Source organism: Bacillus kexueae, assembly GCF_022809095.1.
GTDB classification, from domain to species: Bacteria; Bacillota; Bacilli; order Bacillales; family Aeribacillaceae; genus Bacillus_BZ; species Bacillus_BZ kexueae.
Genome location: NZ_JALAZE010000001.1, coordinates 465,831 through 483,120, shown reverse-complemented (window position 1 = coordinate 483,120; position 17,290 = coordinate 465,831). Strand labels below are relative to the sequence as shown.

The 17,290-nt window shown below is 41.3% G+C and carries 17 protein-coding genes; 14 read left to right on the top strand and 3 right to left on the bottom strand.

Features of this window, described 5'->3' with window-relative positions; genetic code table 11:
- Positions 1 to 41: 41 nt before the first annotated feature.
- Positions 42 to 491: a DUF4871 domain-containing protein gene (locus ML543_RS02555; protein WP_243385569.1), complete on the bottom strand. Its 450-nt coding sequence runs from the start codon at positions 489 to 491 to the stop codon at positions 42 to 44.
- A gap of 255 nt (positions 492 to 746) precedes the next feature.
- Between ML543_RS02555 and ML543_RS02550 the strand changes: the two genes are divergently transcribed.
- Together ML543_RS02550 and ML543_RS02545 are read left to right on the top strand one after the other, a co-directional pair.
- A complete protein-coding gene (locus tag ML543_RS02550) occupies positions 747 to 2,048 on the top strand; it encodes a hemolysin family protein (RefSeq protein ID WP_243385568.1) in 1,302 nt (433 codons plus the stop codon).
- Positions 2,049 to 2,195: 147 nt separating this feature from the next.
- On the top strand, positions 2,196 to 3,383 hold the full coding sequence (locus tag ML543_RS02545; protein WP_243385567.1) for a YhgE/Pip domain-containing protein: 1,188 nt from the start codon (positions 2,196 to 2,198) through the stop codon (positions 3,381 to 3,383).
- Positions 3,384 to 3,432: 49 nt separating this feature from the next.
- On the opposite strand, the gene ML543_RS02540 is transcribed toward ML543_RS02545, so the two are convergent.
- Positions 3,433 to 4,968 carry an AbgT family transporter gene (locus ML543_RS02540; protein ID WP_243385566.1) on the bottom strand — a complete coding sequence of 512 codons (1,536 nt, stop codon included), beginning with the start codon at positions 4,966 to 4,968 and terminating at the stop codon, positions 3,433 to 3,435.
- Between the two features lie 197 nt (positions 4,969 to 5,165).
- Between ML543_RS02540 and ML543_RS02535 the strand changes: the two genes are divergently transcribed.
- The 11 genes from ML543_RS02535 (at position 5,166) to csaA (ending at position 14,136) form a co-directional block, all read left to right on the top strand.
- Complete coding sequence (locus tag ML543_RS02535; RefSeq protein ID WP_243385925.1) at positions 5,166 to 5,867, top strand: MBL fold metallo-hydrolase; 702 nt, start codon at positions 5,166 to 5,168, stop codon at positions 5,865 to 5,867.
- Between the two features lie 12 nt (positions 5,868 to 5,879).
- Complete coding sequence (locus ML543_RS02530; protein ID WP_243385565.1) at positions 5,880 to 6,431, top strand: TetR/AcrR family transcriptional regulator; 552 nt, start codon at positions 5,880 to 5,882, stop codon at positions 6,429 to 6,431.
- A 74-nt stretch (positions 6,432 to 6,505) separates the two neighbouring features.
- The gene (locus ML543_RS02525; RefSeq protein WP_243385564.1) at positions 6,506 to 7,495 is read left to right on the top strand and encodes an LLM class flavin-dependent oxidoreductase; all 990 of its coding nucleotides are present in this window, start codon (positions 6,506 to 6,508) and stop codon (positions 7,493 to 7,495) included.
- A 1,057-nt stretch (positions 7,496 to 8,552) separates the two neighbouring features.
- Positions 8,553 to 10,715, top strand: a complete 2,163-nt coding sequence (locus ML543_RS02520) for a DNA topoisomerase III (protein ID WP_243385563.1) — start codon at positions 8,553 to 8,555, stop codon at positions 10,713 to 10,715.
- Between the two features lie 215 nt (positions 10,716 to 10,930).
- Positions 10,931 to 11,131 (top strand): cold-shock protein CspD, encoded by a 201-nt coding sequence (gene cspD, locus ML543_RS02515; RefSeq protein ID WP_243385562.1) that lies wholly within the window; start codon positions 10,931 to 10,933, stop codon positions 11,129 to 11,131.
- A gap of 14 nt (positions 11,132 to 11,145) precedes the next feature.
- Positions 11,146 to 11,346 (top strand): cold-shock protein CspD, encoded by a 201-nt coding sequence (gene cspD / locus ML543_RS02510; protein ID WP_243385561.1) that lies wholly within the window; start codon positions 11,146 to 11,148, stop codon positions 11,344 to 11,346.
- A gap of 15 nt (positions 11,347 to 11,361) precedes the next feature.
- Positions 11,362 to 11,562, top strand: coding sequence for a cold-shock protein CspD (gene cspD / locus ML543_RS02505; protein WP_243385561.1), 201 nt, complete (start codon positions 11,362 to 11,364; stop codon positions 11,560 to 11,562).
- A 15-nt stretch (positions 11,563 to 11,577) separates the two neighbouring features.
- The gene (gene cspD, locus ML543_RS02500) at positions 11,578 to 11,778 is read left to right on the top strand and encodes a cold-shock protein CspD (RefSeq protein ID WP_243385561.1); all 201 of its coding nucleotides are present in this window, start codon (positions 11,578 to 11,580) and stop codon (positions 11,776 to 11,778) included.
- Positions 11,779 to 12,120: 342 nt separating this feature from the next.
- Complete coding sequence (locus tag ML543_RS02495) at positions 12,121 to 12,816, top strand: helix-turn-helix transcriptional regulator (protein ID WP_243385560.1); 696 nt, start codon at positions 12,121 to 12,123, stop codon at positions 12,814 to 12,816.
- Positions 12,817 to 12,910: 94 nt separating this feature from the next.
- Complete coding sequence (locus tag ML543_RS02490; RefSeq protein WP_243385559.1) at positions 12,911 to 13,798, top strand: EamA family transporter; 888 nt, start codon at positions 12,911 to 12,913, stop codon at positions 13,796 to 13,798.
- Positions 13,799 to 13,803: 5 nt separating this feature from the next.
- Positions 13,804 to 14,136 carry a chaperone CsaA gene (gene csaA, locus ML543_RS02485; protein ID WP_243385558.1) on the top strand — a complete coding sequence of 111 codons (333 nt, stop codon included), beginning with the start codon at positions 13,804 to 13,806 and terminating at the stop codon, positions 14,134 to 14,136.
- Positions 14,137 to 14,199: 63 nt separating this feature from the next.
- Here csaA and ML543_RS02480 read toward each other — a convergent pair whose 3' ends face one another.
- Complete coding sequence (locus tag ML543_RS02480) at positions 14,200 to 15,183, bottom strand: hypothetical protein (RefSeq protein ID WP_243385557.1); 984 nt, start codon at positions 15,181 to 15,183, stop codon at positions 14,200 to 14,202.
- Positions 15,184 to 15,393: 210 nt separating this feature from the next.
- Here ML543_RS02480 and ML543_RS02475 point away from each other — a divergent pair, with 210 nt between their 5' ends.
- Positions 15,394 to 17,268 carry a sensor domain-containing protein gene (locus tag ML543_RS02475; protein ID WP_243385924.1) on the top strand — a complete coding sequence of 625 codons (1,875 nt, stop codon included), beginning with the start codon at positions 15,394 to 15,396 and terminating at the stop codon, positions 17,266 to 17,268.
- Positions 17,269 to 17,290 lie beyond the last annotated feature (22 nt).

Below are 17,290 nucleotides of genomic sequence, written 5' to 3'. Positions count from 1 at the left end.
ATTTTCTCCAAGCGTTTTTCATCGTTTGGCTTCCCTTCTAATCATTCCTGAGTAATATCTACAATAATTTCATCAAAATATTCTCCATCAATATAAACCTTTAACTTCCATAGTCCTGATGAAGGAAACAATACTGATGAACGAGCGTGTCCACTTATTTCATCACCACGAGGAGTTAATTGTTCATCTTTAGATGTTAATGGATTTACCGCTTCTTCTTCGCCTTGTTTAAAGGCTTTTACTTCCCATTCTTTGTAAGATATATCTTCTGTTCCCCAAAAATGCCACATCCACTTTTGTCCATTTTTTGTAACCGTTTTAGAACCAATAATTCCAATACTACCTTCTTTTCCAAACATCTCCCCATACTCATTCGTAAAAGTCGGGCTATTTTCTTCCCATTTTTCTTCTTTAATTGTTTCTTCCGATTTACAAGCAGCCATTACAAAAACAATACTAAACACAATCAACAACAACAGTTTTTTTCTCACATTACTTCCCCCTTATTTTGAAAAAATCCAATTTCTCATTCGTGGATTATAAATTGGTTTCAACATAAATTTCCATTTACCTTCGAAACATACTTCACTCTTTTTAATAGGCAGTCAAGGAGCAAACTTTTTTCGTATAAAAGAAACGTTGTTTCCTTGTTGGATGATTCCTCTTTTAATTGGTAAACCTATGAGTATCGTCTTCACGTGGTTTAAAGGAGGTGACCTCTCTAGCCATCAAGGTAGAGAAACGTTGTGGAATTTTTAAATTTATTTTTAATTGTTGTGTTGATTTCGCTCACGGCCTTTTTTGTTTCGTCAGAGTTTGCGATTGTAAAGGTGAGACGAACGCGGATTGAGCAGCTTGTGGCAGAAGGAAATGGGCGAGCGGTTGCGGCGATGAAGGTTCTTTCTAACTTAGATGAATATTTGTCGGCTTGTCAGCTTGGAATTACGTTGACTTCGCTCGGGCTTGGTTGGCTTGGGGAGCCGACGGTGGAGCATTTATTGCATCCGCTATTCGTTCGAATGAATGTAACAGAATCGGTGGCAGGAGTGTTGTCGTTTGCGATTGCCTTTTCGTTGATCACGTTTTTTCACGTTGTCATCGGGGAGCTGGCACCGAAGACGTATGCCATTCAACGATCTGAAAAAGTGACGTTAATGTTTTCGCGACCGTTAATTTTGTTTTATAAACTAATGTATCCCATTATCCATGCGTTGAACGGTTCGGCACGTTATGTATCCAAGCTCATTGGCATAAAGCATGAAGTTGATCATGAAACGGCACATTCTGAAGATGAGCTATTATTAATTTTGTCTGAAAGCTACAAAAGTGGGGAAATCAATCAGTCCGAGTACAAATTCGTGAACAATATCTTTACGTTTGATGACCGCATTGCAAAGGAAATTATGGTGCCGAGAAGAGAAATTATTGCCTTTGATCAACACGAATCGATGGCAGTTGTTTTAAACACGATCAAGAACGAAAAATACACGCGCTTTCCCGTGATGAACGGGGATAAAGACCATGTCATCGGTCTTGTCAATATTAAAGAAATTTTAACCGACTGTCATCACGATGCTTCAACGATGGATCGTCAGCTAACCGATTATATTCGCCCAATTATCCAAGTAATTGAAACGATTCCTATTCATGACTTACTCGTAAAAATGCAGCGAGAACGTGTACATATGGCCATCTTAGTGGACGAATACGGTGGGACATCAGGGCTTGTGACGGTCGAAGATATATTAGAGGAAATTGTCGGAGAGATTCAAGATGAGTTTGATGTCGATGAAGTGCCGATGGTGCAAAAAGAAGGTGAAAAAACCTTCATTGTCGATGGAAAAGTATTATTGCGGGACGTGAATGAAATGCTCCAAACGACAATTGAAGAAGATGTCGATACAATTGGTGGGTGGATTTTAACGAATCACTTTGACATTAAAGAAGGTGATTCGATAACGTTTGAGAACTATACGTTTCAAGTCTTGCAAATGGAAGGGCGGCAAATACAACAAGTTGAAATAACAAAAAAAGAAGAAGAGAAATAATGCCGTTAAAGCAAAACATATCAAGTTTTGCTTTTTTTTGTTTATAAAAAATGTGAGTAATCACTCATTTTTATGTTGACTTCCAGGGGGTGCATGAATAACATATAAGTGAGTAATCACTCACTAACTAATTTGGAGGTAATTGAAATGACCTTATTGAAAAATAAGCAAGTGTTGTTGTCACCAATTATTGCTTTTGCCGTTATTTTTTTATTTGCATTAACTCTTTTTCCTTCGGTACAACCTGAACCGAAAAATTTGCCGATTGCCATTGTTAATGAAGATGAAGGAGTCGAATTGCCGAATCAGTCAACAATGAACATGGGAGATACGATGGTAGAGATGATTTTAACGAACACGCCTAGTACTTCCGATGAAGAACCACTCGTCAAATGGGTAAGTGTAGTATCTCTTGAAGAAGTGCAAAAAGGGATGGATGATCAAGCATATTATGCGGCACTTGTCATTCCAAGTGATTTTAGCAAAATGCAGGCAAGCTTACGAACTCATTCACCCTCTGCTGCTGAACTTCACATTTATATTAACCAAGGGATGAACACAGCAGCGGCAACAATTGCCAGCCAAGTACTTAATGGAGTGGTAGACAATGTGTCGAATAACGTACGTACACAATTATTGACACAGTTTGAGCAACAAGGTGCAATGCTTAGTGTAAAACAAGCAGAAGCTTTAGCAACGCCGATTACAAAAGTTGTGACGAATGTTCATGAAGTTGGACCAAATAGTGCAAACGGAAATGCTCCTGTTTCCATGTTCCAGCCACTTTGGATGGCAAGTTTAGCAAGTGCAGCACTCATTTTTATTGTATCGACTAAGATGGGAAGTACGAACCGGAAAGAAACCTTCCTAATGAAACTAGCACAAATCTCAATTGGAGTTGTCACTTCATTTGTGATCGGCTTTGGTTTAACGTGGCTTGCGGATGTAATGGTAGGGTTTCATATTCCACAATTTATGGATACAGCACTGTTTTTAACTATTGCTGCTTTTAGCTTTTATGTTATGATTTTAGCCGTTCTATCACTAATCGGGTTTAAAGGGATGCCAATCTTCGTGTTATTGCTATTTTTTGGCGCTCCGCTTCTTGCGATGGCCCCTGAGATGTTGTCGCCATTTTACCGCGATTGGATACACTCATGGTTACCAATGCGCTTTATGGTTGATGGCTTGCGGGAGTTATTTTTCTTCGGAAAACCATTATCTTGGAACTCTTCTCTTTCCACGCTCGTGTGGATTGGTATCGGTAGTATCGCCGTCATCGTATCTACTCGTGTAAAGAAAAGTGAAGTCATTCATGAAAAGATTGAGGGATAACATAAAAAAAGAAGTGTGACGAAAATCACACTTCTTTTTCATTTTAAAATTAACCACCGTAGTATACTGGCGCGCCAGGTCCAATTGGTAAACCAATAAGCATCCAGATAATTAATACGACTGTCCATACGATTGAGAATGCGATCGAATATGGAAGCATCGTAGAAATTAATGTACCAATTCCAACACGTTTGTCATACTTTTGCGCAAACGCAATTACGATTGCAAAGTATGGCATTAACGGTGAAATGATGTTAGTTGTTGAGTCAGCAATACGGTATAACGTTTGAGTGAATTCTGGTGAATAACCGAATTGCATCATAATCGGAACGAATACCGGAGCCATAATCGCCCATTTTGCTGACGCACTACCGATGAATAAGTTAATGAAACCAGTAACAATCATAAAGGCAATCGCTAATGGAAGCCCTGTAAAACCGATTTTATCTAAGAAGTCAGCACCTGAAATCGCTAAAATACGACCAAGGTTTGTGTGATTGAAGTATGCAACGAATTGACCTGCTGCAAAGGCTAACACGATATACATACCCATTGTTGACATCGTCTCACCAAGATGGTTTGCGACATCTTTATCGTTTTTAATCTCCTTCGTTACAATACCGTATACAAGACCCGGGATTAAGAAGAAGATTAAGAGAACAGGTACTAAGTTCTTTAAGAATGGAGAATCAACAAATTTGCCTTCTCCACCAAGTGGTCCAAAACCTGGAATTGCTAATAAAATTAAGAAAACGGAAGTGACAATAATAGAAATAAGTGCAGCCCATAATCCTTTTTTCTCAATAGGTTTTAAATGGTCTACTTCTTCTGTTACATCTCCCTCATATTTTCCTAAGCGAGGTTCAATTACTTTCTCTGTCACAATCGTACCAACAATGGTTAAAAGGAACACAGATGCGATCATGAAATAATAGTTCATCGCATAGTTCATTTGCTCAGCGTAAGCTGGATCAAGGATCGCAGCCGCTTCAATCGTTAATCCACCAAGAAGCGGATCAAGTGATGTTAATAGTAGGTTCGCACTGAATCCACCGGATACACCAGCGAAAGCCGCAGCTAAACCAGCTAACGGATGGCGACCTAACCCTGCGAATAATACGGCTCCAAGTGGCGTTAATACAACATAACCAGCATCTGCAGCCATCGATGACATAACTCCACCGAATACAAGAGCTGCAGTAATTAATTGCTTCGGTACTGAAGTAACAAGAGCTTTTAATGCCGCGCTAATCAGTCCAGTGCGCTCAGCAAGTCCAATCCCTAGCATCGTCACAAGAACGGTACCGAGTGGAGCGAAGCCCGTGAAGTTCGAAACGGCACTTTCGAACATGTATTGAATTCCTTCTTTACTTAACAGGTTGAATACTTCTAGTTTCCCTGTTTCAGAGGCAGGATCATCTACAGATACACCAAGAGATGAGAAAAGTGCAGAAGCTAATACAACTAATCCTGCGAAAATGAAAAACAATGTAATTGGATGCGGAAGTTTGTTTCCAACACGCTCAATCCAATCAAGGGAGCGCGTAACGAAGCCTTTTTTCTCCGCGTTTGATGCAGTGCTCATCCAATTTCCCCCTTATTTTGAAATTTTCTAATAATTTACTAGAAACTATTTTAATATTATATACGAAAATTATTTTAAGAAAAGGTTTTTTGGAAAAGGCGGAATTGAAAGTATTTTTTGTCAATTTTAGAGAATTTAAGTGTATAATGATATTAGAATGTGCCTAATACGATTAGGTAATAATAGGAGGATGGATGATGAAGGTCACGAAGGTGAAATCACTGTATCAGCTATCGTTTCTACCGAGAACGTTTCCGGTTAACTGTTATGTGATGGAGGAAGAAAAGGAATTGTTTCTATTCGATGCGGCATTGCCATATAGTCACCGAGGGATCGGCTCGTTCGCAAAAAAATTAGGGAAGCCCATTACGAAAATCTTTTTAACGCATGCGCACGAAGACCATGTCGGGGCGCTTGATCAAGTTAAACGAGCGTTTCCTGAAGCAAAGGTTTATTGCTCGCATTTAGATGCATTATGGCTAAATGGAGATGTGACACGCATTAATGAAGTAATTGATACTCCCATTCGCGGGGGAGTTCCGAAAAACATCAAAACAATACCGGATCATACTCTTCAAGAAGGCGATGAAATCGGTTCACTTCTCACGATTGAAACACCCGGTCATACCCCCGGTTCCCTGTCATTTTTTGACCAGCGTACGAACGCTCTAATTGTTGGCGATGCCTTTCAAACAAGAGGCGGAATCGCTGTTGCAGGAAAGGTGAAGCCACTATTCCCATTTCCAGCATGGGCGACATGGGACCGACAAGAAGCCGTGAAAAGTGCCGAAAAGCTCTTAACCTATGAAGCAAGCATACTAGCAGTTGGGCACGGAAAAATGCTAGAACAACCGTTGGGAAAAATGAAGCAAAGCATCAAAGAAGCATTGCGGACGTAAGGGGGAGAGAAAATGACACAGAAACGAAGTCTCACGATACAAACGATTGTAGAAGAGGCGGTTTCCCTGATCGATGAAGAAGGAGTCGAGGCATTATCGATGGCCCACCTTGCGAAGCGATTAGACATTCGTCCACCGTCCCTTTACCACCACATCAACGACCTTCAAGACCTTCGCCAAAACGTGGCTAAATACGGATTAACAGAGCTTTACCAAGCAATGTTAAAAGCGTCCGCCGGTAAAGCTAAAGAGGATGCGCTAATGGCTATCGGAAATGCCTACCTTACTTTTGCCCGAAAACGCCCAGGATTGTATGAAGCGATCTTCTTAGCGCCAGCCCGAGAAAAAGTTGGAGAAGACATCGTAAGCCTCATCTTGACCATTTTAGAACCATTTCCACTCGACGAAACAGAAAAAGTCCACGTTGTCAGAGGGTTTCGAAGCCTTCTGCACGGCTTTACAACAATTGAAAAAAGCGACGGATTCCAAATCCCGATTTCAGTGGATGAAAGCATTTCATATGTGCTAGAGCGATATGTGAAGGGGGTTATTCTGAAGGGTTAAATGAGCATATTATTGGACGGTCGGTCAAAATCGAATGATAATGATATCAGTTTCGAAAAAAGGAGCTGGAATCAATGGCATTAAAATTGAGTGTACTCGACCAATCCCCGGTTTCTGAAGGGGAGACAAAAGAGCAGGCACTTAAACATACAGTCGATTTAGCAAAGCATGTCGAAAAGCTAGGTTATCAACGATTTTGGGTTTCCGAACACCACGACTCTCATAGCTTAGCTGGATCGTCACCAGAAGTACTGATTTCACATATTGCCGCGAAAACGAGTTCGATTCGTGTCGGTTCAGGAGGCGTCATGCTTCCTCATTACAGTCCATATAAAGTGGCAGAAAACTTTCGTGTGCTTGAAGGGTTAAACCCGAACCGCATCGATTTAGGAATTGGAAGAGCACCAGGTGGAATGCCAGCTGCAACGTATGCGTTACAAGATGGCCGTCCGCGCGATGTCGATCGCTTTCCAGAGCAAATCGATGATTTGTTTGCTTATTTATCAGATGAAGACCCGCGCGTAAAAGCTTCACCAATGATTCAAACAAAACCAGAAGTATGGCTTCTCGGCTCAAGCCCGCAAAGTGCCATCCTTGCAGCGGAAAAAGGACTGCCATATTCCTTTGCCCAATTCATTAACGGACAAGGCGGGGAACAATACATGTATTTATACATGAAACGTTTCAAGCCATCCAACATCTTGCAAGCGCCAAAAAATATGGTGTCTGTCTTCGTCATTTGCGCCGAAACCGACGACAAAGCGAACGAAATTGCTTCAAGCCTTGACTTATCCATCGTCTTACTCGAACAAGGCGTTCCGCGAAAAGGAACACCGAGCCCAGAAAAAGCGATGGCATACACATACAGCACCTATGAAAAAATGCGACTACTGGAAAACCGCAAGCGGATGATTGTTGGCTCACCACAAAAAGTTCGTGACGAGCTCTACAAACTAAGCGAACGATTCCAAACAAACGAAATCATGCTCGTTACCATCACCTACGACTTCGAAGCGAAGAAAAAATCATTTGAACTCGTTGCGGAAGCAATCGCAAACGACTAAATGAAAAGCGCTCGCCACCACAAATGGCGGGCTTTTTCATCGTTACAGAAAGTTTAAGTTCAATAAAGTGTTCTCTTTACCGTTTTTTTGGTGTCTAGCTCCAAGCGCCATCAGTTCGGGTCACTTCGGCCCTGCTGTGGCGACGGAAGCCTCCTTGCAGGTCCTCCAGCGCCCTTCGCCTAAGGACTTGCGCTTTGCACTTTTCTTATACCGTGGCATTTTTGAAGCTGGATGAAAGTGTTTTTTGGCAGTTTGGGGAGGTTTATTCATCAGTTAGAGTAGGTTTGTTCATCAGTTTGATGAGTTTATCCATCAGTTAGAGTAGGTTTGTTCATCAGATTCCGTGATTTATTCATCAGTTAGGTGAGTTTATTCATCAGTTTCTGTGATTTATTCATCAGTTAGAGTAGGTTTGTTCATCAGTTTCTGTGATTTATCCATCAGTTAGAGTAGGTTTATTCATCAGTTTCTGTGGTTTATTCATCAGTTTCCGTGGTTTATTAATCAGTTAGGTGAGTTTATTCATCAGTTTCTGTGATTTATTCATCAGTTAGAGTAGGTTTGTTCATCAGTTTCTGTGATTTATCCATCAGTTAGAGTAGGTTTATTCATCAGTTTCTGTGATTTGTTCATCAGTTTCTGTGATTTATTCATCAGTTAGAGTAGGTTTGTTCATCAGTTTCTGTGATTTATTCATCAGTTCGAGTAGGTTTGTTCATCAGTTTCTGTGATTTATTCATCAGTTAGGTGAGTTTATTCATCAGATTCCGTGATTTATTCATCAGTTAGAGTAGGTTTATTCATCAGTTTCTGTGATTTATTGATCAGTTAGGTGAGTTTATCCATCAGTTCCGTTGATTTATCCATCACTTCGGCAAATCTATCCATCAGCGCAGCAATTTTATCCCCTCCATCCCATATGATAAGCAAGAAAAAAGTCCCCGCCCCTAATAAAAGACATTTGTATATTCCCCTGTTCAATGATACGATTTTTTTCAGTGAGAGCCACTTTAAATGTGAGGTGGTTGGAGTTTGACTTTAGAAAGGATTTGGATGGATGAGTAAAACGGTAGTATTAGCAGAAAAGCCGTCAGTTGCACGTGATCTTGCACGTGTTCTCGGATGTAAGAAAAGCGGAAACGGCTATATCGAAGGGTCGAAGTACATTGTGACGTGGGCACTCGGTCATCTCGTTACTTTGGCAGATCCTGAACGATATGGCGATCGATATAAAGAGTGGAAGCTTGAGCATTTGCCTATCATGCCGAAAGAAATGAAGCTTGTTGTGATTAAAAAAACAGGGAAACAGTTTCAAGCGGTTAAATCGCAATTATTACGAAAAGATGTTAAGGAAATTGTCATTGCAACAGATGCGGGTCGAGAAGGGGAGCTTGTGGCAAGATGGATTCTCGATCAAGTGGGGGTTCGAAAACCGATTAAACGTTTATGGATTTCGTCGGTGACGGATAAAGCGATTAAAGAAGGGTTTCAACGGTTACGGAACGGAAAAGATTTTGAACCACTTTATGCATCGGCTGTCGCTCGTGCCGAAGCGGATTGGCTTGTTGGGATTAACGGGACGCGCGCGTTAACAGCGAAATACAACGCGAGTCTATCGTGCGGGCGTGTGCAAACACCGACTTTAGCGATGATAGCCAAAAGAGAAGAGGAAATTAAAGCATTTAAACCAGTTCCTTACTATAAAATTAATGCAACGATTCAAGGGGTAACGTTTACGTGGGAGCATCCGAAGTCACAAAGCACATATATCTTCAAAGAAGAAAAAGCGAACGAACTAGTGGACGCCTTCAATCGTAAAAAAGCAACGATAACAGAAGTTGTCGTGTCAAAAAAGAGAAAAGAAGCTCCGCAGCTATATGATTTAACGGAGTTGCAGCGAGAAGCGCATAAGCGATATGGATATTCTGCCAAAGAAACGTTATCCATTACGCAGCGACTATACGAGCAGTACAAAGTTGTCACGTATCCGCGTACTGACTCCCGATATCTTTCAACGGATATGGTCGACACGTTAAAAGATCGAGTGAAAGCATGTCGCTTTGAACCGTATCAAGCGGTTGTTGCCCAATTGCTGAAAAGCCCGATTAAAGGAAAGAAAACATTTGTTAACAATGCAAAAGTAACGGATCACCATGCGATTATTCCGACAGAGGAAACGCCACAGCTTGCAAAAATGTCCGATAAAGAGCGGAAAATTTATGAACTGATCGTGAAGCGCTTTTTAAGTGTATTACTTCCACCTTATGAATATGAGCAAACGACCGTCTTCGCGAAGGTGGAAGCAGAAACATTGAAGGCAAAAGGCGTCGTCCCGATTTCACTCGGGTGGCGAAAGCTCTACAACGATGAGAACGAAGAAGGAGAACAGATGACTTCCTTCCAAAAAGGGACTGTCTATCCCATCGGATCCGTTAAGAAAGAATCGCTTGAAACAAAGCCGCCAGCACGATTTAATGAAGGAACACTTCTTACAGCGATGGAAAACCCACAAAAGTTTATGGCTGGCGAACAAAAAAGTTTAATCGAAACGATTGGCGAAGCAGGTGGACTTGGTACGGTAGCAACGCGTGCGGATATCATTGAAAAACTATTTAAGTCCTTCCTCATCGAAAAGCGTGGAAATGAAATCTTCATTACAGGAAAAGGGAAGCAGTTATTAAATCTCGTCCCTGCTGATTTAAAATCGCCGGCATTAACGGCTCAGTGGGAACAAAAATTAACGCAAATTGCTCAAGGCAAATTGAAAAAAGAGACGTTCATGAAAGAAATTCGTGAATATGCGCAAAAAGTGACAAAAGATATTAAACAAAGCGAACAAAAATTCAAGCATGACAATGTAACGGGATCGAAATGTCCAGAATGCGGAAAGCTCTTGTTAGAAGTGAAAGGGAAAAAAGGCAAAATGCACGTTTGCCAAGACCGTGAATGTGGATATCGAAAAAATATTTCTCGTACAACGAATGCGAGATGTCCCGTTTGTCATAAAAAGCTTGAGCTCCGCGGGGAAGGCGAAGGACAAATATTTGTTTGTCGCTGTGGCCATCGTGAAAAGCTGTCAAGCTTTGAGGAACGGAAAAAGAAAGAGAAACAGCAAAAAGTTTCACGCAAAGACATTCAAAAATATTTAAAGAAAGAAAACGATGAAACGCTATCCAATCCGGCGTTAGCTGATGCCTTAGCAAAACTAAAATTAAAATAAGTTTGACATTTGTGAAAAGGTAGCGTATAATCCAATTTATACTATTAAGTTTGATCGATTTAAAGATTTTGGATACCAATAAGTCGTGTCTGCACAATATTCGTGGACGATTTGTTAGTCCATGAGCTTGAAGTGTAGATACGACTTTTTTATTTGTAGAAAAAATGAACGAAATGAACTTATAGTGCAACAATTGGAATGAGGAGGAATTCATTATGTTACAAGGAAAAGTAAAATGGTTTAACGCAGAAAAAGGTTTTGGATTCATCGAGCGCGAAGGCGGCGAAGACGTATTCGTACACTTCACAGCGATTCAAGCGGACGGATTCAAGTCATTAGAAGAAGGTCAAGAAGTTTCTTTTGAGATCGTTGATGGAAACCGTGGCCCACAAGCAGCAAACGTACAAAAAGCGTAACGGAGGAAATGAATATGTTACAAGGAAAAGTAAAATGGTTTAACGCAGAAAAAGGTTTTGGATTTATCGAGCGCGAAGGCGGCGAAGATGTATTCGTACACTTCACAGCAATTCAAGCGGACGGATTTAAGTCATTAGAAGAAGGTCAAGAAGTTTCTTTTGAAATCGTAGAAGGAAACCGCGGCCCACAAGCAGCAAACGTACAAAAGGCGTAACGGAGGAATATGAATATGTTACAAGGAAAAGTAAAATGGTTTAACGCAGAAAAAGGTTTTGGATTTATCGAGCGCGAAGGCGGCGAAGATGTATTCGTACATTTCACAGCAATTCAAGCGGACGGATTTAAGTCATTAGAAGAAGGTCAAGAAGTTTCTTTTGAAATCGTAGAAGGAAACCGCGGCCCACAAGCAGCAAACGTACAAAAGGCGTAACGGAGGAATATGAATATGTTACAAGGAAAAGTAAAATGGTTTAACGCAGAAAAAGGTTTTGGTTTCATCGAGCGCGAAGGCGGCGAAGATGTATTCGTACACTTCACAGCGATTCAAGCAGACGGATTCAAGTCATTAGAAGAAGGTCAAGAAGTTTCTTTTGAAATCGTAGAAGGAAACCGTGGCCCACAAGCAGCAAACGTACAAAAAGCGTAAATGTTCATTTATGATGAGGCGATGCTTGATCGCCTCATTTTTTATTGGTTAATTTAAGATTCATTGTAGACTTTAAGAGAAGGAGCGCGGTTATTCCCTCGTTTCCTGACTACTCCTTTTATGGGCTAAAACAGCCTCGCACTTCTTAAAATACCTCAATGTACTATTTTTCACATTTCACAATTTTTATCTATCATTTATTCCCACTGGCGCGGCCGAGGAGCCGTATAGATGAAAGAGAGGTAGGGCTTTCGTTGTTTAAATGAAGATCATTGTAAAACTATTTCCTTTTCCATGACTTTAAGCTATCATTAAAAGCAATTAAGAGAAAACGGGGTCATAATGATGAGGAAATTAGTGTGTGAAAAGCGAACATATTCGCGCGAAACGGCCGTTCACGAGCATGACTATGGTCAAATGCTTTTCCCGTTACAAGGTTCGTTACACTTACAATTAACCGATCGGTCGATTCAATTACAAGGGGAGCATGTACTGTATTTGCCACCAAGCAGTCTTCATCAGTTTTATTCCCTCAATCGAAATGAATTTTTAGTCGTAGATATTCCGAAAAATTACTTACGTTTAGAAAGTCGGGAATTATATACCCCTTTAAATGAAAAATGGAAAGCCATTCGTTATTTATTATTAGAGGAATCAAAACAAGTGGAGCCCGATGATTTAGCTTTAAAACATCTCGTCCATTATATTTCTGATCAGCTTACTGAAACAAAGTATCCATCCATTCGTTATTTACAAAACCATTTTCACAAGCCAATCAAAGTCGAGCAGCTCGCCCAAATTGAACATTATCACCCAGCTTACTATTCAAAATGGTTTAAGCAAATAACGGGAAAAACACCATTAGAATACCAACAAATGCTGCGCATAGAGGAAGCAAAGCGACTATTAGCAGAAACGAATTGGTCACTGACGATGATTAGCCAAGAGGTCGGATTTGAACATTTGTCCTCTTTTTCGCGATTGTTTATGAAATGGGAGAAAAAATCGCCAAAAGAATATCGAAATCAACTAAAATGAGCTAAAAAAGATGTCAAAATGAGCTAAACTTTCGTATCGTACCTATTTTATACTACAACATATCGAGTAGAAATAGAGAAAGAGGCGATGGAAAATGTCACGTCATCAGGCGATTTTACTAGCTTTGCTCGCGGCGATTTTATGGGGGACAACGGGCACCACTCAAGCGTTTGCTCCAGAGGACACAAACCCGCTTGGATTTGGAGCGATTCGGCTATTAATTGGAGGAGGGACGCTACTTGTCGTTGTTCTGTTGCAGCGCAAGTTTCAACTCCAACAGCTGTCTTTCAAAGCCGTATTCATCGCATCGATAAGCATGGCTTGTTATCAACCTTTCTTTTTTTCCGCCGTTAAATTAACGGGAATTGCTGTTGGTACGGTTGTCGGAATCGGAAGCTCACCCATTTTAGCTGGCATCATCGAGTGGGCTCTGTTAAAGAAAAAACCGCGCATCACGTGGTTTTATGCAACAGCATGTGCATTAGTGGGTTGCTTTTTCCTATTTCAAAATGAAGGTCCGCTTATTATTCACCCGCTTGGGGTTATGCTCGCAATAGGTGCAGGTCTTTCCTTTGCGGTGTACACAATAGCAAGTAAACAATTGATTGCTAATCATGACTCCAACACGGTCGTTGCAGCCGTCTTTACATTCAGTGCTATTTTGTTATTTCCAATCTTGTTTTTTATCGACATGAGTTGGCTTTTTACCTTACGGGGAATCGGAACATCAATCTACATTGGCGTTTTCGCCACAGGGCTGTCATACTTACTCTTTGCAAAAGGTTTGACGGTTTTACCTTCATCAACCGCCGTTACATTAGCCCTCGCCGAACCATTAACGGCCACTTTATTGGGGGCATTTGTCATCGGTGAAGTATTGTCAACCACAGTATGGATAGGCATTTTCCTATTACTTTGCTCGATACTTCTTTTATCATATGAGCCGAAAAAGAAGCTTTTAATGGATGCGAAAGGAGGATAACCATCTTGGCAACGATTGAAGACTTTATGAAATTAGACATTCGAGTCGGCACAGTGTTAACCGCGGAACCATTACAAGGAGCGCGCGTACCTGCAATAAAGCTCTCTATCGACTTTGGGGACGAAATCGGAACGAAAAATTCCAGTGCTCAAATTACCGAGCGCTACACCCCGCAAAGCATGATCGGCAAACAAGTCATCGCTGTCGTCAACTTCCCACCTCGCCGAATCGCCGGCTTTAAATCAGAAGTACTCGTACTCGGCGCCGTACCAAAAAAGGGCGACGTCATTCTCCTAAATTCAGACGAACCTGTCCCAAACGGAACGCCAATCGCATAACATAGTAGCAGTTATCCCTTTTCGGATAGCTGCTTTTATTTTTGGGCTCATTTGACCTCGGTTTCAAAGAGGATGTGCCATGCGTAAAGAGAAGAGGAGTAGGCGCATAGAATAGAGTTCCGCGTGCATAGGGAAAGGATAAAGGCGCATAGAGTTGGTCTGCACGCGCATAGGAAAAGGAAATAGGCGCATAGAGAAGAGTTTCGCGCGCATAGGAGTAGTGGAGCCGCGCATAGAGTGCATGCTCGTGCGCATAGGGAAGAGGGCCAGGCGCAAAGAGAAGATCTCCGCGCGCATAGGAAAAGGGAATAGGCGCATAGACATGGTCTTCGCGCGCATAGGATTGAGTTCCGCGCGCAAAGGGAAAGGAAGTAGGCGCATAGAGTTGGTCTGCACGCGCATAGGAGTAGTGGAGCCGCGCATAGGGAAAAGGAATAGGCGCAAAGAGAAGAGTTCCGCGCGCGTAGGGTAAGGAGCCCGCGCATAGGAAAAGGATAAAGGCGCAAAGAGAAGAGTTCCGCGCGCAAAGGGAAAGGAAATAGGCGCATAGAGTGCATGCTCGCGCGCATAGGAAAAGGATAAAGGCGCAAAGAGAAGAGTTCCGCGCGCATAGGAAAAGGATAAAGGCGCATAGAATAGAGTTCCGCGCACATAGGGAAGAGGAATAGGCGCATAGAGTTGATCTTCGCGCGCATAGGGAAGAGGGCCAGGCGCATAAAGTAGAGTTTCGCGCGCATAGGGAAAAGGAATAGGCGCATAGAATAGAGTTTCGCGCGCATAGGGAAGAGGAATAGGCGCATAGATAGCCCGTCCGCGCGCATAGGAGTAGTGGAGCCGCGCATAGAGTGCATTCTCGCGCGCATAGGGAAAAGGAATAGGCGCAAAGAGAAGATCTTCGCGCGCATAGGGAAGAGGGCCAGGCGCATAGTGTAGATCTCCGCGCGCATAGGGAAAAGGAATAGGCGCAAAGAGAAGATCTCCGCGCGGATAGGGAAAGGAAATACGCGCATAGAGAGCCCGTCCGCGCGCATAGTGAAAAGAAATCACTCATAGTGAGTTTACCCCCCTCGCCCGTATGGTAATGAATTGACTCACAATTAGTACCTCACCACCCTCACAAATAGAGGATTATGTCGATTGGAGGGACTGTTGACCTAGTTTCATTGTCATATACGTGACAACACTAGAAATCTCCCAAATTGTGGTCTATCATAAAAGAAAAGAATATGTTACGAGGATTGGAGATTAAGGATATTGATGAAATCGAAAAATCCATCATTAAACATCGTCGTTATTTACATTACGTTAAGTGGATTGTGGATATTTGGTAGTGATTGGGTATTAACGCAATTCATTCCGAATATTGAACTTTTTGAAACGTATATGTTTTCTGTGATGAAAGGCATGGCGTACGTATTTTTATCCGGGTGGTTCTTTTATTCCCTTATCCATCGTAATTTTATTTCTATTCAGGAGAGTGAGGATCGTTATCGACGTTTAGTCGAGCATTCTCCTGAGGTGATACTAGTACATATCAAGGGGAAGATTGTATACGTTAACGATGCAGGCGTTCGGCTTGCACGGGCCAATTCTGCAAGCGAAATCATAGGTAGGAATATTTTCGATTTCGTACCTGAAGAGAATCGTGAATATATAGAAACGAGAATGCGAAAAGTTTATGCAGAAGGAACCATTAGCGTTGATACAGTTGAAATAGAGGTCGCTGGTGGAAAGCGTGTACCTGTCCAAACTACTGCATTTAAAACGAGTTTTGAAAGGCAGACGGCGATTCAAGTCATTATTCGAGACATTTCTGAGCAGAAAAAATCAGAGGAAAAGGTACGCTATTACGCCTATTATGACGTAGTGACAGGTTTGCCGAATCGTCATCACTTAATTGAGCATATCCAAAAAGTAAAAGAAAAGGTTATTCAGGAGAATAAAGGGTTTTCGGTCATGCTTCTAGATTTAGATCGTTTCAAAATAATCAATGATACGCTTGGGCATGATGTTGGGGACCAGTTGTTAAAAGAAGTGTCCAATCGTTTAGTGACTTGCTTGGAGGAAAAAACGTTTATTTCAAGGTTTGGTGGAGATGAGTACGTCATCGTCATTGAAAGCACAGATGAAGATGTTGTTGGTAAAGTTGCCAAAAAAATCATTACTGAACTGTCCATTCCATTTCAACTCAATCAAAATGAAGTGTACATTACCCCGAGCGTTGGCATTAGCATGTTTCCTGTAGACGGATACGAGATTGACTCGCTCATAAAAAAAGCGGACATTGCCATGTATTCAGTGAAACAAAAAGGACGAAATGATTTTTCATTTTTTGATTCGCGTTTATTTGAAAAGCATCATCGAAAAATGAGTTTAGAACATGATTTACGGAAAGCCATCGATTACGATGAATTATTCCTCGTCTATCAGCCACAAATCGAGTTATCAACAGGGAAAATAATTGGAGTTGAAGCACTCGTTCGTTGGAAGCATCCGAATTTAGGAATCATTTCACCAAATGAATTCATTCCAATCGCTGAAGAAACAGGACAAATTGGATTTATCGGCGAATGGATTTTAAAAACGGCATGCGCACAATTAAAAGAATGGGAAGATTTAGGGTTGCAGGATATTCAAGTTTCAGTCAATGTGTCGGTGCATCAATTTTTAAATCAGCGCTTTGTTGCGATGGTAGAAGAGGTCCTGAATGAAACAAATGTAAACCCAGTTTGCCTTCAATTAGAAATAACCGAAAGCTTTGTGCAAAATTTAGAAGAATCCGTTATTATGATTGAAAAATTAAAAGAACTTGGTTTAAAAATTGCCATCGATGACTTCGGTAAAGGGTACTCGTCATTAAGCGTGCTCAAAAATTTACCTGTCGATCATTTGAAAATCGATCGCTCGTTTATTAATGACATTGACACCGATGGAAAAGAATTAATGAAAACGATAATTCAAATGGGGCGTGGAATGAATTTTACGATTGTTGCAGAAGGTGTCGAAGAGAAAACGCAAGCAGACTTTTTAAAAGATCACGAATGCCACATCGGGCAAGGTTACTATTTTAGTAAACCGCTTGAGCAACATGAAATGGTAAGGTTATTAAAAGAAGAAAAAATATTCAACTAAGAAGTGTCTTAAGACACTTCTT